Below are 24,643 nucleotides of genomic sequence, written 5' to 3' on the forward strand. Positions count from 1 at the left end.
AAATTAAAAATGATAATTTCAGACCCTTGGTCAGTCTTGATGATTGATTTACTCAGAAAAATATATTGATAAATGTGTATTAAAAAGCAAACAACTGCCAAAGCCATTGTCTTTTAATTCATGGAAATGACGAGTAGAGCAGCAAGAAGCAAGACTAATAATAAAAGCAACTCCCAAACCATTAGTGAAAGTAACGGATTCAGACCTTTAATATGTAAACGATCTGCAATCCCATCTAATATATTTTTATTCATACATATAATATATCAAAAAGTTTAATAGTTTGCAATACCATTTCTTTATTTTCTTTAAGGTTACAAAAAGATTAACTAAAAACTTACTTCCCTTCCCCCAAAAAATAAAACAATAACTTAAAAGTTATCGTTTTATTTCACTTTCCATTTTTTTCAAATGCTTTTTCAACAAAATATCCCGAGAGCCAAATAGCAAATAGAATTCCTAGCATTCCTAAAAGCATGGATGCCATATCCGCCATGAGCAATTTTGAGTTTATTATCTCAGCCAAGCTATAATGAAGCCGAACAAACCAAAGAATAAGGCTTAATGATGAGCCTAATAAACCAAAAAAGAGGGTATTCACAGCAGTTCCTAGAATTTGCTGTGAAATTATAAAGCGTTGTTCCTTAAACTGCAGCAATGTCATCTGTTCATCTTGTTCTACAACTTCAGATAAACTGGCAACTAAAGCCATGGCTGCTTCTGCCACTGCACCCAACATTGAAATAACCATGACCACAATTGCAACTTTAGAAAAGTTCAATCCTATTGCAAGGGATAATTCCTCTAACTCCTCTGTATCTTCGATTGCAAAACCTTGTAGGTTACCGATATGCTGTACAAGAATGGCCAAAACGAGAAGTGAAAAGACAACAATGAGACTTGTTTTAAAGGAAATGTTTGTTACCATATTATCATCGGAAGACATATATATGGCGATTGCCAGGATGAGCACTGAAACAACACTTAAGAGAATAAATGTGTTCATTCCCCAAGAAAGCAAGGTTATCATTGCAAAAATCAAAATGAAATTAAGCGCAAGGCCGACGAGATTTCTTATCCCTTCAAGTCCTGAAACTAAAATCAGTAAGACAGTCAAAATAATAAAGAGAACAATTAAACTATTCATTTATTGCTTCCTTTCTTAGTCCAAAACTTGTCACTACAGCCGTAATCGGCACTGCAAGTACGATCCCAATCGCAGAGATAATGGTTTGTAAAAGTCCAAGGTTAAGGGCAGTTCCTGCAATATAATTCCATGTATTCCCATTTCTTAATAAAAGCAAAGTCATAGGAATCGTTTCTGCCATGAAGATCATAAAGAGCACATTTGTCAAGGTCCCAATAATTTCTTTTCCAATTTCCATGCCGGACTTAATATAGTCTTTTTGAGACATATTTATTTCATTAAGCTGGTTTTGACGATAAAGCCCAAATAAACCAGCAACAATGTCCCCTGTACCGTCCATGATTGCACCTAAAACACTGATGATTGCACCTACGAAAAAGAATAAAATCGGATTTTGAGTCACATAACTCATCATTTCAAAATGAATACCTGAATTTCCTGTAAGTCTCAAAACAGAAAAGGTCAGCAGAAATGTCAAAAGACTAGTGAGAACTGTGGTCAGTAGAGTAAATAACATTTGCCGCGTAAAGCCTAAAACAAAACCTAAAGAACTGATTGCAAAGACGAATGCTAAGCAAGAGAAAGTGATAAGCGCATTTACAGAGGTAAAATGAATATCAAAAGCCAGTGCTAGGACAAAGTAAAAGAGGTTAAGCAGCAAGGATAATGTAAGGAAGAGTGTTGCACGCCATCGAATAAAGCTCAAGGTTAGCCCGATAAAAAGAACAGCTAAACTCACAATCAATGCATCTCGCTTCTGCCCCACAATCTGCATCGTACCCGCACTTTCACGCAATAAAATCTTTTGATTTTTACGATAAAGCTGACCCGTAAGTTGCGACTGATTGGAGACATTTTTTAGATTTAAAATCTGATTTTTTTGCGAAGTATTGAGCAGTCTAACTTTAAGAGATTGTTGTACTTCTGTATCCTTATTATTGAAGTTATCACTTAAAGCTGTCTTTTCCACAGTTTTTACTTCTTCAATAATCCCTAAAGGTTCATGATAAAATCGTGCATTGTGATCGACGATAACAAAAGCTGCCACTGCAACCAAGCAGGGCAGAATAATTTTTTTCAGAAAGAATTTAATCATTATTTTTTACCACAGTCAAAATGACAAAATATCCTAAGATATAAATAACGGCAAAGGTGAGAATCAGTCCCAAAGAGAATTTTGTTTTTGGCTCATTTTGTGAAATAGAGAAACCAAAAGAAGCGTACTCACTGTTTGGCAACTCAATCAGATGCGGATAGTCTAGATTTTCCGTATTGGTCATCAAGGCCATCGTCACAGGAACTTTTTGAATATTTTCCACTCGCAGACGATAATGCCCCACTGGCATCTCTGTCTTCAAAACAGTCATCGCATCTTCTGCCAATATTGGGGCTTCACCAACTTTTTTCCATTGCTCTGCTTCTTTTTTCTCAAGAAGCAATTTCATTTCCATATTGGCATAAGAGTTGAAATCAATACGATTGGCTGATGTGGTTAAATCAAAAGGCTGAGAAATACTTTCCCCTGCGCCTAAGTCAATACTGCCCTTGCTATAACCAAAGTGATTGACCGAATGTTGCTGCGCGTTCACCACAATTTCTTGTTTGGGTTGTTTTTGCATTACTGTCAACATCAACCCTAAAGACAACAAAGCCATAACGGGATAAGTTTTTTTCAAGAACTTACTTCGCCCTTTTTCAGGTTTAAAGACAGTTTTTTCCGAAAAGATTTTATCAAAACTGAGTGCAGCCGCAAGAATGATTAAAGCAAAAGTCATGAATTGGTAACGTGGTTTAACTTCCCAAAGCAAAGTATGGAAGAGTGTAATGCCCATCGTTGTTAAAATTGCCAGAGAAAAGACTGATATCTCCTCTTTTTTTGTCTTCCACAGGCGATAAACAATGGCAAAGAGGAATACGGTCATGAGTGCTTTAGCATAGGTGGAGATAAAGATATTAATGGCACCAATATTATCGATGACCCAACCTGGAGCTTTCGTCCAGTTGTAATACCCAGAAAAAAGCTGATAATCTGTAGCCGTTGCAAAAGTCCCGCAAGACCAAAGTTGGCCAAACTTTGCCAATAAGAGTATTGGAATCATCCAGGGATTTTTTCCTAAATGTGCTAAACGCTCTTTAATGCCAGCAATATTTGCTTCTTTAGCCGTTTCAAAGCCAAAGTGGTTGAGTGTATAGTCACGATCAACAGGTGTCCATTCGCCCATTGATTCTGTATTTAGGCCCTCATAAATCCAGTTTACCGTTGGAAAAACATCTGGTCCTTTTAAGTCATATTGCATGGCACTTGCCAAACCACGAGTGACTCCCATCGCTAAAATAATACCCACAAAAGAAGCTAAAATGAGTTTCAGGATTGAAAGCCATAATTTTTTATATTTTTTTCGCTGACTGAAAGCCACTAAGCCTAAAATTGCTAAAGCAATCAGAATGATAATCACATTAGGACGTGCAAGGAAACCAAGAGTAAACAAGAGCGCCGTACTGACAAATTGCCAAATACCAAATGAGCCTGTACTTTGAATCTTGTCAAAACGTAATGCAATAATCAATAAAACTAAAATTGCAAACCCATCTGAATACCCTACCCTCAATAAGAAGTCATAATTCATTGGAAGCATAAGCATCAGAAGGGCCACAAAGGCTGCCAACTCCGCTCTTTTTTTCCACAGGAAGCGAATCAACAAAGCCCAAATACTAGTATTGATAAGGATATTGAACGTATAAAAAACGAAATAATAAGAGATATGAAGTACTTCTGCAAGCTTCATAAAACCAACATTTAAAGCGACCAGAGGGACAAGGTTAGGATATTGCCTAATCCAAACATCCCAGACCATATCCCCTTGCATAATTCGTGTGGCCTGTGCTTGGATATGCCAGGGGTCTCCGAAAACCATGGTATGAATTTGCGTCACAGATAAAATCTGTAAGAGAAGAAAAACTGCAAAAAAGCTGAAAATAAATATTTTCAAGCCTTTTTTATTCATATTATGAAATTTTCTATAGGCAAAACGGAGGACGAAAAAGAGCAAACCAGCAAACAACACAACCGAAATGGGTTCAACAAAACCAGCATCCGTAAAAGGTTGCACAGCCATAATAGCTAAGGCTGCAATAAAGAGCCAAAGCAGAATACGATACATGCTTTTATTCAGAAATTCCATTTTTCCTCCTACTGCGTTGAATAAAGTCTACCAAGCCCATGGTTGCTAAAATAAGCATTATTGGTGCAAAGTTATAAAGGTAACGTGAATTAGCTTCCCAAAGCAATAAGAATCCTGTCAAACCTGCCATTGACAGTCCGACAATAAACCATTCTGTTTTATGCTTCTTGAAAATACCTAGGAAGATTTCGTACCACATCAATGGGACGATGGCTAACCAATAGAGCGTTTGTGCTGCTTTAATCAACAACCAGCCCGTAATATTCCCTTCTTCTGGCGCAAAGCTGGTCCAGTCAAAATAACGGAATATAAAGGGATTAGAATGACGGTATGTATAGAAGAAATTACTCAAATCACCGTTAAACCACGTGTACATGATTTTACGCCACAATTGAACCAGAACACCTGGAACACCCATTTCTTTGAGATTTTCTATAAAACGATGCTTTATTCCTTCTTTCTTTGAGGCTACATCTGTAAAGGATTGCGAATATGCCAAGACATCAGGGTTGAAGCCCCCATACTTATTGATAGGATCAAATGACATCGTCACCCAGTGAATCATTGGCAGATTGTAACGGTCATTAGCTTGTTCTGAGAAAGCTGGTTCATTGGCAATAACTGCTTTAACCCCTTGATGTACACCTACAAAAAGCAGTGCCGCGATAGGGAGCATAATGAGCAATTTTTTCCATTTACGGTTAAGTATAAGGAAACAAAAGACAGCAATCATTGGAATGAAAACAGTAGGTTTAATACTATAGCCAAAGAAGACAACAAGGCATGCTGCTATCCACCAAATAATCATCTTGCTGGTCTTCTCTGATTGAAGGGCATAAATCATAAAGAGTAAGCCAAAAATGACAAAAGGTAAGGTCGCTGTATCTGTGTAGAGCTGCGCTCCATAAAGATAAAAGGGTATAAATCCAAAAGCAACCAAATTGTAAATCAAGGCCATTTTAAGATTAGAAATCTTTTTAATGATCAATGACCCACCAAGAACAGAAAGGCTTGTCAGAATTGCTGCCACTACAGTTGTCGCAATAATTCTCGATAAGTTGGTTGTGAAAGGAGCAAAAAGCGTATTATAGACAATACCGAAAAACTGATTATTGGGATAACGTAAAAAATAGAGAAGTTCATCTTCAGTCATAGGAAGATGTGTAAATGAGCGACCACCAAGCTGCATGGTATCTCTAAAGATTACAAAGAAATCCCAGTCATGTGCTGTGTCGGGCACGTGAATGATAAAGAAAAAAGGCACAAGCAATACTGCAAGCCCTAAAATCCACATTGACATTTTATAGTAATGCTGGATTTTACTTTCTGTAAGTGTGTCGATTTTCTTAACTGAGCGATAAACGAAAACCATGTAAGCTGCTGCGATAAACATGCAGATATTCCCGAGGATAAAAGCTGTGATATACTTTTCATTCCAAACAGGCGTTTCCATGATTACATAGATATTTGTTCCAAGCCAGATGAGGCCAAAGATAAGTGACCAAAAGATCTTACACTTTCGCGGATCTTTTAAGTGTTGATGTAGTGTATTCAACATTATTTTCCTTTAAAACGTTTTGTAGTAGTTGATTGGATTTTCCCAATACAACAAAATGATATTCTTTTCCAATATAGATAAAACGAAGCGTTCTTGGCGTAAGTTTTACTGAGCTCATGTAGTTGAAGTCAATTTCAAGCATTCCCAAGCGAAAGTCACGAGAGAAATGCAGTGCATTTTCTGCTGCAAAAAAGCGACGTTGTCTCACTAAGAAATAGAAAGCGAGAACCAGAAAGACAAGAATGGTTATTTGAAACCAATTCATTCGAAGATTGTTTTCATAGAAAAGTACTTGTTGGAAAGAAAGGAGAATAACCCACCACATCCAGGCGATTTTATAAATATTACTTAAAGGCTGAAAATATCCCGATTTCATCAAATATTACTTTCCTTTCTCATCTTTTTTGCTGGCAGAAGGTGCATTTTTTGCATCTTCTTTTTCTTTGTCTTTTGCTTTTGCCGCTGCTTCAGCTTCTTCTTGAGCTTTTTTAGCTGCCAAGACCGGATCGTTAAAGAGATCGACTGTAGATACTCCTTGGTTTTCGGAAAGAAGTGATGTTGAACGTGCTTTCAAGACATCTTGTTCTTCTTTCAAACGATTCCTTGTTGAAGTGACATTGTAACTATAGTTACCCGGTTGTACCGGCTTAAACCCAGGTGGGGTGTAGAAACGCAGGAGATCTTCCGTATTGAAAGTATCTGACATGTCTAACATTTTATTCACTTTTTCTTGGATGCTGTCCACATACTTCTGTTGACTCTCCGTTAACTTCAGAACTTCTCCGGTTTTTGTGTCATGGTAAACTGAACTTGTCGCACTTGATTTTGTGATTGTTGGTGTAACGAAACCACGATTTCGAAGTGCAACAAATTGTTCACGGTTGGGTGCGAAAACATCTTGTCCAAACTGAATATAATCTTTTGTTGAAATACCAAGCAAGTGCTCCAAGGTTGGCATAACATCGATTTCACCGATAAATTCATCGCTGATGTGTCCGGATGTTTGACCAGGAATATCAATCATGAACGGGGTGCGCTGCATCATTGTATTGTCATACTCTGTCCAGTTGTCTGCACTCTTACCAATGAATGGGGCATAGTATTTTGTATCTGAACCAGAAATTCCGTAGTGATCGCCGTAAAGAACAATAACGGATTTTTCATAAAGTCCAGATTTTTTCAAATAATCAAAGAAATCTTTAACTGCTGAATCCAGATAATTAGCGGTAACAAAATAGTTATCAACGACGGAGTTCCCTGAACCACCTTCTAAAAGTTTCGGATTCATCTCATAATCTTCAAGACCTGTATAAGGCGTATGATTTGTGACCGTCAAATATTTCGCATAGAAAGGTTGCTGTAGCTGCTCAAGATATGGAATTGAGTCGTTAAAGAAGTACTTATCTTTAACCCCCCAAGCAGTGGAGTTCGTTGGCGTCAGATCGTAGAAAGATTGGTCAAAGAAGTTTTGATAACCCATATTACGATAAACGTTATTACGACTGTAAAATGAACCCACATTACCATGGAACACAGCACTTGAATAGCCTTCTTTTTGTTGCAGAATGGCCGGCATCGCTTGGAAAGTTTGTGTACTGCCTAGACTTGAGAAAAGTGAACCAGAGGATAAACCAAATGTTGAAGTTTCAAGCATGGTTTCTGCATCAGAAGTTTTTCCTTGTCCCACTTGGTTAAAGAAATTTGAGAAAGAATAAACAGAAGGATTGTTATTATAAAGTGAATTCAAGAAAGGTGTAACTTCTGCACCGTTTACCTTCATGTTAATGACATCTTGTTGCAATGATTCAAGGTGAATCACAATAACGTTACGGTTTTTAGCAATCCCAAACATCTTGGCATTAGGTGCAAGATAACGATCTTCTTGAATGTATTTTTGCACTTTTGTAAAATCTGTTTTAGAGGCCATAGCCCGAGTTTCGTTGGACACATGAGTATACCAGCTATTGGTCGCTAACCATGGGCCTAAGCCCAAATAACGTACCACATAAGTGGCGTCATATTGTGCTTGTCGTGAAACCAGACGATGCTCAGTCAGGTCAGCCATCCAAAAGTTTAAGCCAAAAATCATGACTGAGACACTGAAAACCTTAAAGGCAAACATATTTGTAGGACGACGTTCATCCATTTTAATCTTCTTGGTAAGAAAAAGTACAAGAACAACGATGATGTCAATCCAGAACACGATATCCACCCAAGAAATAGCGATTGAACCTAAGTCGAAACCTTTTCCGACCATTCCTGCCCCACCTGTTAAGGTATTGAGCGTAAGAAAGTCCGAAAACTCACGATAGTAAAGGATATTCCCATAAACTAACAAGTTCCCAATCAAGTTCATTAATAGCATGCCTAAGTAGAAAAGCTGTTTTCTTTTAACAAACAGGATTAAACTAAAGAAGATTGCTGTAAAGCCTATGGGGTTAACAATAACCAATAGGTAATCTGCAAGATTAGAAGAGTTCAACCCCTTAAAGACAGAAAAATAAGCAATCATGGTTTTGACCCAAATAAAGAAGGTCGACCAGCATACTAAACCTAGTCGTGTATTAAAACTATTAAGTAATTTTTTCAAGGTAAACCTCAATTTATTTTTTATTTGCACAAGAGTAAATTCCTTTTTTTTACATTGGGAATAATTCTAACAAATGAGCCTTGAGCTAAGCTTAAGCTTCATATGGCTGACCTGTTTAAACTTCATCCTCTAATTGTACAGAAATGACCTTAGAAACCCCTGCATCAGCCATTGTCACACCATACATTGTACCTGCTGCTGCCATTGTCCCACGGCGATGTGTGACAACAATAAATTGGTTGGAGTTATCAAAGTGATTCATGTAATCTCCGAAACGTTTAACATTCGCTTCATCTAATGCTGCTTCTACCTCATCCAAGACCACAAATGGGACCGTTCTAACACGTAAAATAGCAAAAATCAAGGCCAGAGCAGTTAAGGCTTTTTCCCCACCAGACATGAGGTTCAAGCTGGCTAATTTTTTACCTGGAGGTTGTACTTTGATTTCGACACCAGCTTCCAATAGATTCGTGCTGGTTAATTCAAGATTCGCTTCTCCTCCTGCAAACATTTGTGAAAAAGTTAATTGGAAACTTTGTCTAATTTGCTCAAATGTTGTCTTAAAGCGGATTTCTACCTCATCATTCATTTCCTGAATCGTTTCGAGCAGCATATTTTTAGCTTCCAAGAGGTCATCTCGTTGGCCACTCAAAAAGGCATGACGCTGATGTACTTCCTCATACTGAGTGATGGCATCCAAGTTAATCGGACCGAGCGCACGGATTTGGCGTTCTAAAAGACTGAGCTCTTGCTCTGATTCAGAAAGATCTTCAAGGGTTTTAGCCTTCATTTTAGCTTCATCAAAACTCATTTCATACTCAGTAAAGAGTGTGTGTTGACGGTTTTTCAAGAGTTTCTCTGATTGTTCAATCCTTACTTCCAAACGCGCTTTTTGATTATTCAGTACTTGGTTTTGTTCCAACAGGTCACGATTTTGCTCTTCAAATTCTTCTGTTTGGGCTTGAAGATCGTCCCTCTCAAAACGTAAGCTCACTAACTTCACATTCGCTTCTTGAAGTTTAGCCTCTGTCTCTTTTAATTGCTGAGCATAAAGATTACGACTTGCTTCATCAATCTGAGCTTCCCCGCTTGCTTGTAACTTAGCTTTTTCAGCACCTAGAGTTTCATATTCTTGCGTTAAACGCTCTTGCTCTGTTTGAGCAAAACGTAATTCATTTTTCAGACTGGACAGAAGCAATTTCGTTTCATGATAAGCACTATTTTTTTGTTCTTTAAGAGCATTGAAACTTTGACTGTTAGATTTAACTTCTTCAAGTTGATCGTCTAAAGACTGTTTGTCCTCAGCAATTTTAGACAACTGTTGTCCCAGCTTTTCATTATTCTCTGATAATTCTTGCAGTGCTTGGTGCGCTTCCGTGTTTTCGGTATCCGCAACTAAAGCTTGAAGATTTGCTTTTTGTTCTGATAATTGCTTAATCTGCAACTGTAAGCTTTGCTCCGCAAGACGTTTTTCTTGAATATTGGAGCGTAAAGCTTCAACTTGTTCACTCAACGCTTGACGTGTGAGTTGTTGCTTTTGTAATTTGTCTTCAACTGCTTTCAGCTTACTTTCTGCTAAAGCGATCACTTCAGTCAGATGCTCAATTTCTGTGCTGGTAAAAGTTGTATTGTTACGTTTTGCTGCACCACCAGAGTAAGAACCACCCGGATTAATCTGCGTGCCATCCAAGGTGACGATACGAATAGTATAATTCATTGCACGCGCTATTTGACTTGCATGTTCAGCTGTATCAACAATGGCGGTAGTTGCCAATAAGCTTGACATTGCTCTTTGCAACCGGGGCTCAAAGCTCACCAAATTTAAAGCAGTATCAATGAAGCCCTCCATGGTCACCAGACGTTCGTAATTACGAAATTCCCGCGGCTTGATGGTTGTGAGCGGGAGAAATGTTGCACGCCCCAATCGTTTTTCTCTTAAATAAGCGATAGCTTTTTTGGCTGAGTTTTCATCTTCAACCACAATATTTTGACTGCCACCACCTAAGGCAATATCGATAGCTGTGGTGTATTTTTTATCAAAAGTTAAAAGATCGGCAACAACGCCAACGATTCCACCAAGTGCAACACTTTGAGTCATGACAGCCCGTACACCTTGATACAGATTGCTGTGACTGTCACGAATATTTTCCATACTGGCAAGGTTGGCCTTGTACTTGCTGAGCTGTTGCATCTGGTCGTACATCACATTTTGACCTTGACGCTCTGCTTCAACATATTTTGCTTCAGCTGCAGTCTTTTCTTGTAATTCTTTTTCAAGTTCTTGAACAGTTTGAGCGAGCGTTTCTAAAGAAGCTTCTGTTTTTGTAAGATCAGCAGAAATGGTTTGAAATTTTTCTGTGTTTTCTTTTGCGTTCTCATCAGATTCCACTAAGCGACGTGAAATATTTTCATATTCAGCCTTATTTTTAGTCAATTGATTAGAGAACTCGGCCTCTTGCTGTACTAATTGCAGATAGTCTTCGCGAAGTCGCTCGGCTAAACTTTCTGGACTTTCAGCAAAACGTGCCAATTCTTTTTCTAACTGCTCCAGCTGTTCTTGTGCTTCATGCTCTTTATCTTTGAGCTCTGCTTTTTTCTTTTCTGACGCTTCTTTCTTTTGCGAAACTTCCAGCAATTTAGCATCAAGTTCTTCAATACGCGCTTGACGTTCCGCAGCTGATTTTTGAGAGGAGAACTTTTGGAGATCAAAAACTTCTATTTTATGCTGTAAATCGGACTTAAGCTCTGTTAAGGACAAGCTGTCTCCTTGGACTTTCTCTTGCTCTTGTTCGACTTTCAGACGCGCTTTTTTAAGATGAGTAAGTTGCGCTTCGTAGCCCTCTTGTTGACTTTTTAAAGCACTTAGCTCAGTCTCTGCTGTATTTAAGTCCTCTTTCGCTTGTTCGTATTTTTTCTTCTCGTCGAGAAGCTGAGCAACCAAAACAGAAAGGGCAAGCTCAGAGCGTTGCGCTTCTAAATCTTGGAAACGCAAAGCAACATCACGTTGGGCCCGCAATGGCGTTAATTGACCATTGAGCTCAAAGATAATATCTTCAAGACGATCGAGATTATCTTGTGTGGTCTGTAGTTTGCTTTCTGTTTCAGTCCGTCGTGTCTTGTATTTCAAAACACCAGCTGCTTCTTCAAAAATTGCGCGACGTTCTTCTGCTTTCGAATTAAAAACTGATTCTATACGTCCTTGGGAAATAATTGAAAGGGAATCACGCCCTAAGCCTGTATCTGTGAAAAGTTCATGAATATCTTTCAAACGGCACTTACGCCCATTAATCAAAAATTCCGAATCACCATTACGATATAAACGACGTGTAATCGTTACTTCCGCGTCTTCTTCATAACCTGTAAGATACTGGTCTGTATTATCAAAAGTTACAATAACTTCAGTATAGTTTAGCGCCTTACGTTTTGCTGTACCTGAGAAAATAACATCCGGCATTTTCCCGCCACGAAGTGACTTGGCCGATTGCTCCCCTAAAGCCCAACGTAATGCTTCAACAATATTTGACTTTCCTGATCCATTGGGACCAACAACGGCTGTAACACCTTGGTCAAATTCAATTTTCGTACGGTCAGCAAAAGACTTGAAGCCGACAATTTCCATTTTTTTAAGATACATGAATCTGACCTTTTATTGCATTTTCCGCTGCTTTTTGTTCTGCAACTTTCTTTGACTTGCCTCGCCCACGTCCAAGTTCTTTTCCATTATTATAAACTGCTGCCACGAATTCACGCGCATGGGCTGGACCTGTTTCTTCCAGAATCTTGTACTCAATGATAGTTTCACCGTCAACTTGCAGAACTTCTTGCAAGTTTGTCTTATAGTCAATGACTTTAAAATAATCATCAGCCTTTACATGGGGGATAACCACGCGATTTATAAATCGACGTACTTCTTCCATACCTGCATCTAAGAAAAGAGCACCTAAAAAAGCTTCAAAGAGGTTTTCAAGGTTTGTATCACGATTACGTCCACCTGTTTTTTCCTCACCATTGCCTAAACGTAGAAAACGTCCAAACTCACACTGACGTGAAAAATTAGCTAAAGATTCTGTGCGGACAATGCTAGAGCGCATCTTCGATAATTCACCTTCAAGTTTATCTGGATAAGTACGATAAAGATATTCTGAGATGATTAAAGACAGAGCGACGTCTCCCAAAAACTCCAAACGTTCATTGTTTGCAACCTTTGGGAGGCGTTCTTCATTCGTGTAGCTCGAGTGAGTAAAAGCTATTTTTAACAATTCTTCATCAGCAAATTTTATACCAAATTCATTTTTAAGCTTATTTTGAAGCTCAAACATAAAAATTCCTCCTAAATTTTATTATTAACTTAGTTATTATACCAAATTTTTGTGCCTTTTTGGTGTAGACTACAAAGAAAAGAGCTTGCACAGGCAAACTCTTTTATACACTATCCATACGCGCTAATATAAAGGCTAGAACGAAACAGAGCCCCAAAGGTAGAGCCACTACCATCACGTATAAATTTAGCATTGAAATTAGAATATAGAAACTTCCAATAACTAACTGATAAAGTTGCCATATTCCACCTGTTGGTCGATCCATACGAATAAAGGCAACCCAATTTACAATCATGATTGACATAACGATGACAAACACTAAAGCAAAAAGTTTCAATAGAAAAAGGCCACTATGCCCTGCAATGGTCAGAGTCATTTCTAGATCTTTTTCTTCCCAGTTAATTATGAATCGAATAAAGGCAAACATCATTAATACAGCAATAAGGGTTGTACAAACACTCCCAATCAAGGCACAAATTTTCGCTCGTTTCATCTTTTCTCCGTTGTTTTGATGACTGTATTTTATAACTATAAGCTTAAATTAACACTAAAGTAGACAGATATTATAAAAGGAAAGTAAAGCGCTCAAAAAAAGATTTCTAGTTTTTCGCCCTTCATTCCAATCTTTGGATAGAATGAGCGCAGCACATTAAAGCAAATCAATGATAATAAAAAACCATAACATTGTGTCATGATTTTTTAAACTCATATATTATTTAAGTGCTTGAGCAGCTGTAATAATAGCAAGTTTATAAACATCTTCTTCGTTACTTCCACGAGAAAGGTCAGAGATTGGTGCGTTCAAGCCTTGTAAGATTGGACCAATTGCTTCAAAGTTTCCTAAACGTTGCGCAATTTTGTAGCCAATATTACCCGATTGGATATCTGGGAAGATAAATACATTTGAACGTCCTGCCACTGAGCTATCTGGTGATTTTTGACGGGCAACTGCTGGAGAGAATGCTGCATCAAATTGAAGTTCTCCATCAATATCAAGTTCTGGGTGTTCTTCTTTGACCAAAGCTGTTGCTTCAACGACTTTAGTCACATCATCTGATTTACCTGAGCCTTTAGTTGAGAAAGATAACATTGCAACTTTTGGATCGATATCAAAGAGTTTTGCTGTTTCCGCTGAAGCCACAGCAATATCTGCCAAGGTATTTGCATCTGGATCAATGTTAATCGCACAATCGGCAAAGATATACTTTTCATTATCGTCACGGCCACGAACCATAATGAATGCACCTGATACTGATTTCACACCTGGTTTAGTTTTAATGATTTGTAAGGCAGGACGGACAGTGTCTGCAGTGGAATGAACTGCACCTGAAACCATACCATCAGCGATACCCATATGTACAAGCATTGTTCCAAAATAGTTTGAATCTTTCAAGATTTCGCGTGCTTGCTCTTCTGTTACTTTACCTTTACGACGTTCAACAAAAATTTCGACCATTTTATCGAAACGTTCACAGTTCAATGGATCATAGATTTGGAAACCATCTGGATTAATCCCACGTGAGATTAAAGTACCTGTTACTTCAGAGATATTACCAATAAATACTGGGGTAATCAATTTATCTGCGTAAAGACGGTTAGCTGCGCCTAATACACGCGCATCTGTTCCTTCAGGAAAGACAATTTGTAGGCCTTTGCCAGAAATTTTTTGTTTGAGCGATTCAAAGAGTTCCATAATACTTCCTTTTACAATTTTTAGAATTTCAATAATGATTATATCACAATGTCACAAAAAATGCCCACTTATGTAAACGTTTTTTTAATATTATGGATAGAAGAGTTTCTTCTGTACATTCTTTTTTCGAACAAAAAAAACAATCTTTCGATTGCTTCTTACTCTCCATGTAAAATACTGGCGATTTTTGTAGTTAAGATATCTACACCAACAGTATTTGAAACTCCTTCTGGAATAATGACATCCGCATATCGTTTCGTTGGCTCAATAAATTGATGATACATTGGTTTTACAGCATCCATATATTGTGTAATAACAGAATCTAAAGTACGCCCGCGTTCTTCAATATCGCGACGGATACGACGTAAAATGCGCACATCATCATCTGTATCCACGAACACTTTAATATCCATTAAATTACGCAGTTTTTCATTTTCTAAAACCAAGATCCCTTCTACAATCAAGACATCTACAGGTTCTTGACGGTAGGTTTTTTCACTGCGTGTATGATTGGCATAATCATAGGTTGGAATATCAACCGCACGACCATTTTGTAACTCTTTTAATTGGGCAATCAGGTAGTCTGTATCGAAAGCCAATGGATGGTCGTAGTTTGTTTTTGTACGTTCTTCAAATGTCAATTGTGATTGATCTTTATAGTAACTGTCATGTTCAATCATAGCAATATTTTCATCTTTAAACATAGATAAAATAGCTTGAGACACGCTGGTTTTCCCACTTGCTGAGCCACCTGTTACACCGATAATCAATGGTTTTTTCAAAATTACTTCTCCATATTTTATGTATCCACTATAACTTCAATTTCTTAGGGATATTATGTTATTCTACCTATTTTATCATAAATCTGAACCAGCTTCAGCTCTAAAAATTATTTCAAACCCATCTTTTTTATCACTAAAAAAATTAGTACCTCCTCTTTTCATAGCTCATGCATGAGTTTTAAATGAGTTTTACCAAAAAATTTGCTATAATGGTTTTAATAAATTTTTGATAAGAAAAGGGGTGTATGATGCTTAAACTTGGAATTATCGGTACTGGGTGGATTAGTGGATCTTTTGTCGAAGCTGCCCATCTCACAAAAAAATATAGCCTTGAGGCTGTTTACTCGCGTAATCTTGAGAGCGCAGTATCTTTCACAGAAGACTTTGACGACATCGAACTTTACGATAATTTAGATGATTTTTTCAAGCATGATTTGGATATCATCTATATTGCAAGCCCAAACGCTATTCATTTTGAACAAGCGAAGGCTGCTATTTTAGCAGGGAACAATATCATCGTCGAAAAGCCAGCATTTTCAAATCCACAAGAATTAGCTGAAATTATCAAGTTAGCAGATGAAAATGATGTTCTCTTTTTCGAGGCTGCCCGAAACATCCATGAGCAAGCTTTTGAAACCATCAATTTATTCTTAGCAGATAAAAAAGTTGTTGGAGCTGATTTTACCTATTCAAAATACTCTTCAAAAATGCCTGCGCTATTGGCTGGAAAACTTCCCAATAAATTCAACAGTAAATTTTCTGGTGGCCTGCTCGCAGATTTAGGTGTTTATCTCCTCTATGCAGCTGTTTATTGGTTTGATAAGCCACAATCTGCTTGCTACGATGCTGTCCTTCTGCCAAGTGGTGTGGACATTTCTGGTATTGGAAGCTTGGATTATGGTGATTTCAAAGTTGCAGTCAAATGTGCTGGGAACCTCACAAGCTATCTTTCAAGTGAAATTTACACAGATCAAGGTACCTTGATTTTAGATGGTGTCAATGCTATAACCTCTGCAAAATTTATTCGTTTTGATGGAAGCAAAGAAGTTATCAAGGTTACGCCACCAAAACATTCACTCTTTGATGAAGCCCTTCACTTTGCTGAAATCATTGAAACTATTTCCACTCCTGCTGCACGCTCACTCTACAAGGACTTGCATCAGTTGGCACAAGATGTTTCCGAAACAAGTTATATGATGCGCCAAAGTGCGGGAATTGTTTTTGAAGCAGATAACAAATAAGACTTAATCACTGACTCCTTATTGGAGTCTTCTGATCCCTTAGTTAAATTGGATATAACCCGGACCTCCTAAGTCTGAATCGCCAGTTCGAACCTGGCAGGGATCATCAAAAAAAGCTTCCTTAAGGAAGCTTTTTCTTTATTCTTATTCAACTAAGGCACAAAACCTATAAAAGGAGAATATGGGATTCGAACCCATGCGCGGTTTTACCCACCTATACACTTTCCAAGCGTACCTCTTCAGCCTCTTGAGTAATTCTCCAAATGTTCATTATCAATTTTCAAAATATATTATACCATATCCTCTACTATAAATGCCAATTTATGTGTAGGTGTTCTAACAAAAATAAAAAAAATCTTCCACATGACGTGGAAGAGTAGGAGTTTTATGAAAAAATTTTATTGGAATAAATGTATTATACTGTTAGATCCTTAAAAGGAGCTCAAGTCAAAATAAACTGAAACCAAAACTCACTTTTTACTTTTTTTAAAGTAACCCTGCATCTTTAAGTATGTCTTCAAGATAGGTACCTTTTATCTTCTTCAAGCCAAACTTCAAAGATTCTTTTTTCAAAAGAGGCAAATCCATTTCCATCAATTTCTTTTTGTCTGAAAGATAATAAACCGAGCGAGCCAGTGTACGCAAGTCATAAGCTGAAGCAAAGACTTCAGGCACACCACGCTCCACATTTAGAAATTGATAAACAGCTTCCATCGCGGTACGTACTGAGTACTCAGTTGTGAATACTGTATCTCTCTCTGTTTCAGCAAAATTACCAATAAAGGCAAGGTTCACTGAATTTTCAGGAAGGACTTGAGGACGATCCCCTGGCTCACGTAACATAAAGTAAGAGGTGATAAATGGCATGTAGACCGGAATTGTATTGGTATTTTCTTTAACAAATTCCTCTATTTCTGATTCTGGCATACCCAGATGATAAAGAAGCTCTTGCGTTATTTCCTCCCCTGTACATTTCTCAATTGGTTTTTTAATGTAGTTCCCTGGTGTATTAGACAAGAGGCCATACACCCATGTTACAGTTTCACCTTCTTTTTGTTCCTTAAAGTGGGGTTGACGATGCGTAGTGAAACTCATCAGCCAGTTTGAATCCTTAATAGTGATAATTCCACCTGTCACAACTTTACCTGAACGTAATTCACGATGCGTTAATTTTTCAAAATAAGGTTGAATTTTGAGGTTCTTCCAAGTGACCGTCGCCGATACAAACCAACTTTCATCAGGCAAGTTGTCATAGAAGACTTCTGGCTTCCCAAATTCTGGAGACTGTGCAGCAAGATTTTTCCAAAGTTTCCAAGAGCCACCTAAATCTTTTGTAATTGGCGCTGCTTCTGTTGGACTTCCTTGTGTTGAACTTTCCGTAATTGAACCATTTGTAACAAAAACAAGGTCATCTTCCGTCAAGTCTTGGACTTTTCCATCTGCAAATATAATCTTTTTGGCAACTTTTTTGTTGTTCGAAAAATCTACTTCAATATTTTCAACTTGTGCTTCATATTGGAAGATTACGCCTTGGTCTTTCAAAAAGGCAAGCAAGGGTTTTACTAAAGATTCGTATTGGTTATATTTTGTAAATTTTAGTGCTGTGAAGTCTGGTAACCCTTTGATGTGATGAATAAATCGCATAATGTAGCGACGCATTTCAATCGCGGAGTGCCATTTTTCAAAAGCAAACATTGAGCACCAGTAAAGCCAAAAGTTTGATTCAAAGAATTCTTCGCTGAAGACATCTTCAATTTTTTTACCGACCAAACTTTCTTCTTGTGCCATGAAAAGCTTCACAATTTCATCTTGGGCTTGTCGACTTAGGGTAAACTGCCCATCATCCGCCACACGTTCTCCACGATTCGCAATAATCCGACAATTAGAAGAGTTAGGGTCATCCTTATCTAAATAGTAAAATTCATCTAAAACTGAAGCATTTTCTACTTCCAGACTTGGAATAGAATGAAAAAGATCCCAAAGACACTCAAAATGGTTTTCCATTTCACGTCCCCCACGAATCACAAAACCATCATGTGGAATAAAAGAACCATCTAAAGAGCCACCTGAAAGAGAAAGTTCTTCTAAAATATGAATACGATTCCCTGGGACTTGGCCGTCTCTGATTAAAAAGACAGCCGCAGCCAGTCCTGCTAGACCTGCACCGACAATATAGGCAGTCTTCTTGTCAGCCTCTTGTGGTTTTCTTGGTCGAACAAAAGCTTCATAATTTCCGTTTGTATAACGCATATTCAATCCCTCTTTTCTAATTGTTCTTATAATTTGATTATATTCTTAAAAGAGAGCGATTTCAAATTTCTTCTGGCTCTTTTGGACAAGTCTATATTTTTTGAATAAAAAAGAAGCTCAACCAAAAACCAGCTTCTTTTCTGGATATCTCTTCCTTCAATTTGCCTTGTGTATTACCCTTTTCCTAAAATCTTTTCTTTATCTTCTTCTTGTTTTTTTGTACGGTATTGTGCTCTGAGTTTTTCTTGCTTCTGGCCATGATATATTCCTAGTACATATATGGGAATGCCTATAACAAAGAGAAAAACTATCTCAAATAATGGTATGGACTTCCTAAAGAGGAGTATTATTAAGATACTGACTGCAAAGGCAAAAACGTAGTAGAGTTGGTCTTTATTTTTTCTCAAGTATTTCATGGAATAGATACTGTTCGAGAAAGTGCGACTCGTGGAAGGTAAACCCCAATGCTTATACGACGCACTCTATTTTGTACTGCCCATCGGACAGCTCCTACAACGCTGCCCGAAATAATAGCAACAACACCTGCCGTATGTGGGGTAGTTGCAAAAACTTTTAGTGCAAATCCAACTTGTCCTCCTGCATATAACCCCGCTGCCCAAGCATTCATCGCTCATATCCTCGGTCCTAAATTGATATGCAAACCAACAAAGCCACGTAATCGCATCGGGATATCTTGTATTTCCTCTGCATCTTCAATCATCAGCTTCGCATCTTTTTCTGGAATTCCGATGTCTGTTAAGTCCTTGACTGTTGCATTAAATTTAACATTTCCCTCCTCATCAAGTGAGTAAAAATCTGTAATAGCATCTGCTATCTTTTGATCTTTATCAGACAACTCAAAGTCAGTTTTCCTATTTTCTGTAATCTCAAGCTGTATGGTATCATTACGAACATCAAACTCTTCTGAAGCTTGTTCTTGCACTACATCCACATTACTCGCTTGAACTACACCAACTGCTGATGGTATAGATGCCGATAATAAAGTCAAACCTGAGACACTCAGGATTATAACTTTTTTCAATTTCTTTTCCATAAGATCTTCCTTTTCTTAATCTAATGCTAAAGCACTTCATCCAGCATATTTTCTTTGCAACTCGCTTTTTAAAGTTTTATTCTCCCTTCATAAAATTGACTTTTATTTGATTAACAAAACCTTAACAAGGTCACCTTAAGCCAAACTGAATTTTATAGACTATTCCATCAATTTAATAAGCCATTTTTGGCTCACTTTATTTGAATATCAAACCAATAAATTTTAAAACAAAAAAACACCCCAAAGAGATGCTTCTTTTATGCTTAATGAGCTACTGGATTGCTCGCAATGATTTCCATATTACCAGAAAGTTGCCATTGGTCAATGCCTGTAGGGAGGATGAAGTGGTCGCCTTTTGATAATGCATATGTTTTATCAGCCACCATAAGTTGTCCTTCACCTTCAAGAATAGACACAAGCATATAGTCTGCTGTAGCTTCAAAGTCTTGTGTACCATGAATTGACCATTTATACACATCAAAGAACTCTGATTTTACTAAAGTTGTTAAGTCTGCATTTTCTTCTTTAACAACTTGGACTTTATTTTCTGGTGTTTGATCTCCCGGAATATGGAGCACATCAATTGATTGTTGTATGTGTAGTTCACGAAGGTTACCTTGGTCATCTTTGCGATCGAAATCATATACACGGTAAGTTGTGTCGCTTGATTGTTGTGTTTCCAAAATAACAATACCCGCACCAATCGCATGCATTGTTCCTGCAGGTACATGGAAGAAATCACCTGCTTTAACTTTAACTTTGCGCAGTAAGTGATCCCAATCTCCAGAATTGATCATTTCTGCGAGTTCTTCACGTGATTTTGCATTATGTCCATAAATAATTTCAGAACCTTCTTCTGCTGAAATGATATACCAACATTCTGTTTTACCAAGCTCGCCTTCATGTTTCATGCCGTATTCATCGTTAGGATGAACTTGCACTGAAAGCCAGTCATTGGCATCCAATATTTTTGTCAAGAGAGGAAAGACTTCTTCTTTCGTGTTGCCGAAAAGCTCACGGTGTTGGTCAAATACCTCGTCTAATTTTTGTCCAGCAAATTCTCCATTTTTAATTGTTGAGACTCCATGTGGATGAGCTGAAATTGCCCAGTACTCCCCGATTTTATCAGATGGTAATTCATAGCCAAAAGATTTAAGATGATCGCCACCCCAGAGTTTTTCTTGCAATACGGAATCTAAAAATAATGGTTCTATTGACATTTTTTCTCCTCATTTGTTTAATAATACTTCGTTCATTATAGCATAAAAGCGGTTTATTTTTCCTATACAAACAATCTTTTTGTATTTTTATAAAATAAAAAAGCTTCCTCTAAGGATTCGCTCTTTTATCGTATATCACTCTTCATTTCAAAAAAACACTTTTTATTGTCAGTATTTAAAATTTATGTGAGACAAAACATTCGGTATTTCAGCAACAAATAATGCAATAATCACAACTAAAATCCCAATCAAGGCAATTTCCCATACCATCAAGGTAACCAAGGGATGTACGCCATCAATATATAATTTATCTGCAATTTTGTCCATCCAGTGTTGTTTCATAAACATAATATATCAGATAAATTATAAAAATGCAATCGTTAGTCTACAATGTGTCGAGAATTATTCACTTTAATGCTGATAATTGTTATCAAATTCATCGACTTCGATATAAATATAAGACTTTTTGTCCGGCAGTGCTTTTCGAATATCTTTTTCGATTGCATTAATAATTTCATAGCTGTGTGCTTCATACTCTGCTGGAATATCAATCTTTGCTGCAATTAGAATTTCAGTTGGTCCAATGTGGATTGTCTTGACATCAATCAACTGCTTAACTGTTTCACGAATAAAGCTCTGTGTTATTTTTTCTAAATCTGAAGCAGTAACACTTTCGCCAACGATTAAACTATAGAACTCTCTTACCAAGAAGACAGCTGCTGCCATAAGCAATACCCCAATCAAGATTCCAGACAGAGCATCATACATGGGGTTTCCTGTAAGGAAAGTGAGAATTGTTCCCCCAAGTGCTAGCATTAAACCAATAATGGCACAGAAATCCTCCGCAAAGATAACTAAAATCTCACTGTGTCGGCTCTCATGCAAAAATCTAAATAACGGCAGTTTTTCGGTATTAAGCGCCTTAATTTCTTTAAAAGCAACGCGGAGTGAACTGCCCTCAATAATCATGCCAAAAAGTAAGATAGCAATCAGAATCAAAGGATTATTGACCTCATGAGCAGGATGAACCAGTTTGTCATAAGCCTCCATTACACCAATAACACCACCGCCAAAGAAGAGAAAAGTCGCGACCAACATGCTAAAAAAGTACTTTGCGCGCGCTTCTCCAAAAGGATGTGCTTGGCTTTGTGCTCTTTTTGCACGTTTGTCTCCAAAAAGCAGTAAAACTTGATTTCCACAGTCAACTAAACTGTGTATACTTTCGTTAAGCATAGCTGCACTACCACTTAAGGCATAGCCTACAAACTTACTTATTGCAACCATTACATTTGCACCAAGAGCCGCAATCACGGAGCCCATACCGCCAGTATGTTCTTTTTCTGCCATAATATTTTTCCTCATTATACTTTTTATTTTGATTTTAACACAATAACCTGCTTTGCATATATACATGTGACTTTTGGTATTTTGCCATGAGTATTATAGCACAGTCCCTGCATTTTTGCAGACTTCTCTAAAAAAATAAGCCTCAATAATGAGTGCTTATTTTTTTTTATTAATATTCTGGTTTATCGAAATTACGGAGAAGTTCATCGATTTTTGAACCATATTCAACAGATTCATCTTTGGCAAACTTCAAATCCGGGATACGATACATGGTCATACGTTGTGCTAACTCACGTTTAACAAGACCTGTAGCTTTTTCCAGACCCTTTTTAGCTTTTTCATTGTCACTGGCAAGGTTAGACAGCAAGCTGTAATAAACTGTTGCTTGACTCAAATCACCTGTCACTTGAACATCTGTAATATTCACATCTTGAACGCGGGGATCTCGAATCTTATGACGTAAAATATCATTGATTTCACGCTGAATTTCGACAGCCACACGGTCACTACGGAAGGAAGTGCCCATAATCATTCTCCTCGTATAATATATTTTATGGGTATTTTTCACCCCAATTTTCTAACAATTGTTATCGTTTTACTTGACTATTGTGACGTTTCCCAGAATAATTATTCTTAGGAATGGACTCAAAAGGAATATGCTAACTCTCCTTGTTGCTTCGTCTTCTTCATAAGTCTGCGACCCGAGCTGTATCAAATCTTCCAACTCACTAGCTGTTTCCACCGTGATTACTCTGCTCTTAGTAGCGAGCAGGCGGTAAGTAATCGCTGTGATGGGTATTCTAATAAGCGAGGATGAAGGGATACAGAGTTCTGGGGAATCTCTCAGTAGTCAAGTATAGTTTCCTAATCAAATGAAAGGAGGTCCTTCCAAATGAAATGTTTTGTCGGTTTAGACGTCAGCTCTACCAAACTCGATGTGTGCATCATGTCAAATGACACGGAACTTGGAGTCTTGTACGCTGCTTCACTTACCAATGATATGATTGGTGCTTCTGAAATCAAAGAACAAGTACTCTCACTTAACGAAAAGTATGAATTTAATAGAGTCGTCATTGGCATGGAAGCCACATCCCTCTACAGTTTTCATCCTGCAATGTTCTTCCACGAAGACTCGGAGTTAAAGCAGCTCGGAGTCGAGGTCATGGTGGAACAACCAGCCAAAATAAAGAAATATCGTGAGGCATTCGAAGAAAACAAGAATGATACCCTTGATGCTTTCTACATCGCGGATTACTTCCGCATTGAACGCTTTACAAGATCTTATCTTAAAGAAGAAAAGTATCTGGCACTACAACATCTCACAAGAACTCGACTTCAGCTCGTGGAACAATTAGTACGTACAAAACAACACTTCATTGAAAACATCTACTACAAGTGCAATACGCTCTCTGCGGAATTAAAGAATGAAGAATTGAGTACCTCTGTTTGGTCTGCCACAATTATGACACTCATGACCGAAGATTACACGCTAGATGAACTCGCAAATACTCCTCTTGAAGATTTCACGGAACTCATCCAGAAACTCGGGCGAGGTCGCTTCAAAGCTCCTGAGAAACTTGCAAAAGCAATAAAAGCTGCCATAAAAGGAAGTTACCGCTTATCACTCGTCCAACAAGATTCTGTCAATATTGTACTCAGTCTCCTTGCTCGCGAAATACGGAGTTTAGAGAAGATGATTAAAGAAATTGATCGAGCCATTGAAGACATGGTAGAAATTATCCCTGAATACCAATGTTTGACCAGTGTACCTGGTATTGGAAAGGTATTCGCTGCAGGAATTATCGCTGAAATAGGACAGATTGAACGCTTTAAAGACCATCCTCAAGTCGCTAAATATGCTGGCTTGAATTGGAAAGAAACACAATCTGGCAATACCTCATCTCAAAATACTTCTCTTGCAAAACGAGGCAATCGTTATCTTCGCTATTACTTAGTTGAAGCCGCCAACTCTGTACGAAGACATAACGTGGAATACGCAGAGTTTTACAAGAAAAAGAAAGATGAAGTCCCCAAACATAAACACAAAAGAGCCGTCGTTTTAACCGCAAGAAAACTTGTGCGTCTGGTGGATGTGCTACTACGCAACCACCAACTCTATACGCCACCAAGGAGGTTTATGGAAGATAATTAGTTTTATCTGCACAATTCCTTGTCTAGCCTAGTAAAATTTGCCAAATTTTACTAGATTCTTTCGTGCTGTCTTTTTTCAAGATTTTTACTCAGAATCTAGCAACTTATC

At 37.8% G+C, this 24,643-nt stretch carries 21 protein-coding genes and 2 tRNA genes; 3 read left to right on the forward strand and 20 right to left on the reverse strand.

The annotated features are described in order from the left end of the window. Positions 1-113: 113 nt before the first annotated feature. The 12 genes from PYW30_RS06375 to udk form a co-directional block, all read right to left on the reverse strand. Positions 114-254: a hypothetical protein gene (locus tag PYW30_RS06375; protein WP_014024554.1), complete on the reverse strand. Its 141-nt coding sequence runs from the start codon at positions 252-254 to the stop codon at positions 114-116. Between the two features lie 137 nt (positions 255-391). After that, positions 392-1,147: a YibE/F family protein gene (locus PYW30_RS06380; RefSeq protein WP_042219313.1), complete on the reverse strand. Its 756-nt coding sequence runs from the start codon at positions 1,145-1,147 to the stop codon at positions 392-394. Continuing rightward, entirely contained in the window at positions 1,140-2,243 is a 1,104-nt protein-coding gene (locus PYW30_RS06385; RefSeq protein WP_017371200.1) for a YibE/F family protein, read from the reverse strand. Before PYW30_RS06385 ends, PYW30_RS06380 begins: the two co-directional genes overlap by 8 nt. Further along, positions 2,236-4,329, reverse strand: a complete 2,094-nt coding sequence (locus tag PYW30_RS06390; RefSeq protein ID WP_042219318.1) for a hypothetical protein — start codon at positions 4,327-4,329, stop codon at positions 2,236-2,238. Before PYW30_RS06390 ends, PYW30_RS06385 begins: the two co-directional genes overlap by 8 nt. Then, positions 4,313-5,887 carry an ArnT family glycosyltransferase gene (locus PYW30_RS06395; RefSeq protein WP_042219320.1) on the reverse strand — a complete coding sequence of 525 codons (1,575 nt, stop codon included), beginning with the start codon at positions 5,885-5,887 and terminating at the stop codon, positions 4,313-4,315. Before PYW30_RS06395 ends, PYW30_RS06390 begins: the two co-directional genes overlap by 17 nt. Continuing rightward, complete coding sequence (locus tag PYW30_RS06400) at positions 5,841-6,263, reverse strand: EbsA family protein (RefSeq protein WP_004256207.1); 423 nt, start codon at positions 6,261-6,263, stop codon at positions 5,841-5,843. The genes PYW30_RS06395 and PYW30_RS06400 overlap by 47 nt, the downstream gene beginning before the upstream one ends. Positions 6,264-6,269: 6 nt before the next feature. Then, the gene (locus tag PYW30_RS06405) at positions 6,270-8,507 is read right to left on the reverse strand and encodes an LTA synthase family protein (protein ID WP_014024548.1); all 2,238 of its coding nucleotides are present in this window, start codon (positions 8,505-8,507) and stop codon (positions 6,270-6,272) included. An 85-nt stretch (positions 8,508-8,592) separates the two neighbouring features. Next, positions 8,593-12,111, reverse strand: coding sequence for a chromosome segregation protein SMC (gene smc, locus PYW30_RS06410; RefSeq protein WP_042219322.1), 3,519 nt, complete (start codon positions 12,109-12,111; stop codon positions 8,593-8,595). Further along, complete coding sequence (rnc, locus tag PYW30_RS06415) at positions 12,101-12,796, reverse strand: ribonuclease III (protein WP_004256199.1); 696 nt, start codon at positions 12,794-12,796, stop codon at positions 12,101-12,103. The genes smc and rnc overlap by 11 nt, the downstream gene beginning before the upstream one ends. Positions 12,797-12,899: 103 nt before the next feature. After that, positions 12,900-13,289 (reverse strand): hypothetical protein, encoded by a 390-nt coding sequence (locus tag PYW30_RS06420; protein WP_014024546.1) that lies wholly within the window; start codon positions 13,287-13,289, stop codon positions 12,900-12,902. Between the two features lie 219 nt (positions 13,290-13,508). Then, positions 13,509-14,489 (reverse strand): phosphate acetyltransferase, encoded by a 981-nt coding sequence (pta, locus tag PYW30_RS06425; protein ID WP_014024545.1) that lies wholly within the window; start codon positions 14,487-14,489, stop codon positions 13,509-13,511. Between the two features lie 158 nt (positions 14,490-14,647). Then, the gene (gene udk, locus PYW30_RS06430) at positions 14,648-15,271 is read right to left on the reverse strand and encodes a uridine kinase (protein ID WP_003135541.1); all 624 of its coding nucleotides are present in this window, start codon (positions 15,269-15,271) and stop codon (positions 14,648-14,650) included. A 248-nt stretch (positions 15,272-15,519) separates the two neighbouring features. On the opposite strand from udk, the gene PYW30_RS06435 reads away from it, so the two are divergent. Then, complete coding sequence (locus tag PYW30_RS06435; protein ID WP_042219331.1) at positions 15,520-16,512, forward strand: Gfo/Idh/MocA family protein; 993 nt, start codon at positions 15,520-15,522, stop codon at positions 16,510-16,512. A 33-nt stretch (positions 16,513-16,545) separates the two neighbouring features. Further along, positions 16,546-16,618 (forward strand) — tRNA-Arg (locus PYW30_RS06440). A gap of 67 nt (positions 16,619-16,685) precedes the next feature. Here the strand turns inward: PYW30_RS06440 and PYW30_RS06445 are convergent. From PYW30_RS06445 to rbfA, 8 genes are all read right to left on the reverse strand, one after another. Beyond that, positions 16,686-16,773: transfer RNA gene (locus PYW30_RS06445), tRNA-Ser, on the reverse strand. 225 nt (positions 16,774-16,998) lie between these two features. Then, the gene (locus PYW30_RS06450) at positions 16,999-18,762 is read right to left on the reverse strand and encodes an oleate hydratase (protein WP_042219325.1); all 1,764 of its coding nucleotides are present in this window, start codon (positions 18,760-18,762) and stop codon (positions 16,999-17,001) included. Between the two features lie 412 nt (positions 18,763-19,174). Beyond that, positions 19,175-19,390, reverse strand: coding sequence for a hypothetical protein (locus PYW30_RS06455; protein WP_232254476.1), 216 nt, complete (start codon positions 19,388-19,390; stop codon positions 19,175-19,177). A gap of 3 nt (positions 19,391-19,393) precedes the next feature. Beyond that, positions 19,394-19,816, reverse strand: coding sequence for a hypothetical protein (locus PYW30_RS06460; RefSeq protein ID WP_232254475.1), 423 nt, complete (start codon positions 19,814-19,816; stop codon positions 19,394-19,396). A 263-nt stretch (positions 19,817-20,079) separates the two neighbouring features. Then, positions 20,080-21,036 carry a mannose-6-phosphate isomerase, class I gene (gene manA, locus PYW30_RS06465; protein WP_042219327.1) on the reverse strand — a complete coding sequence of 319 codons (957 nt, stop codon included), beginning with the start codon at positions 21,034-21,036 and terminating at the stop codon, positions 20,080-20,082. A 168-nt stretch (positions 21,037-21,204) separates the two neighbouring features. Next, positions 21,205-21,378, reverse strand: coding sequence for a hypothetical protein (locus PYW30_RS06470; protein ID WP_155241587.1), 174 nt, complete (start codon positions 21,376-21,378; stop codon positions 21,205-21,207). 69 nt (positions 21,379-21,447) lie between these two features. Next, complete coding sequence (locus PYW30_RS06475; RefSeq protein ID WP_042219328.1) at positions 21,448-22,383, reverse strand: cation diffusion facilitator family transporter; 936 nt, start codon at positions 22,381-22,383, stop codon at positions 21,448-21,450. A gap of 169 nt (positions 22,384-22,552) precedes the next feature. Further along, entirely contained in the window at positions 22,553-22,909 is a 357-nt protein-coding gene (gene rbfA / locus PYW30_RS06480) for a 30S ribosome-binding factor RbfA (protein WP_042219335.1), read from the reverse strand. 366 nt (positions 22,910-23,275) lie between these two features. Between rbfA and PYW30_RS06485 the strand changes: the two genes are divergently transcribed. Continuing rightward, positions 23,276-24,535, forward strand: coding sequence for an IS110 family RNA-guided transposase (locus PYW30_RS06485; protein ID WP_042219922.1), 1,260 nt, complete (start codon positions 23,276-23,278; stop codon positions 24,533-24,535). Positions 24,536-24,643: the final 108 nt, after the last annotated feature.

The sequence above is a fragment of the Lactococcus garvieae subsp. garvieae genome (assembly GCF_029024465.1).
GTDB lineage: Bacteria > Bacillota > Bacilli > Lactobacillales > Streptococcaceae > Lactococcus > Lactococcus garvieae.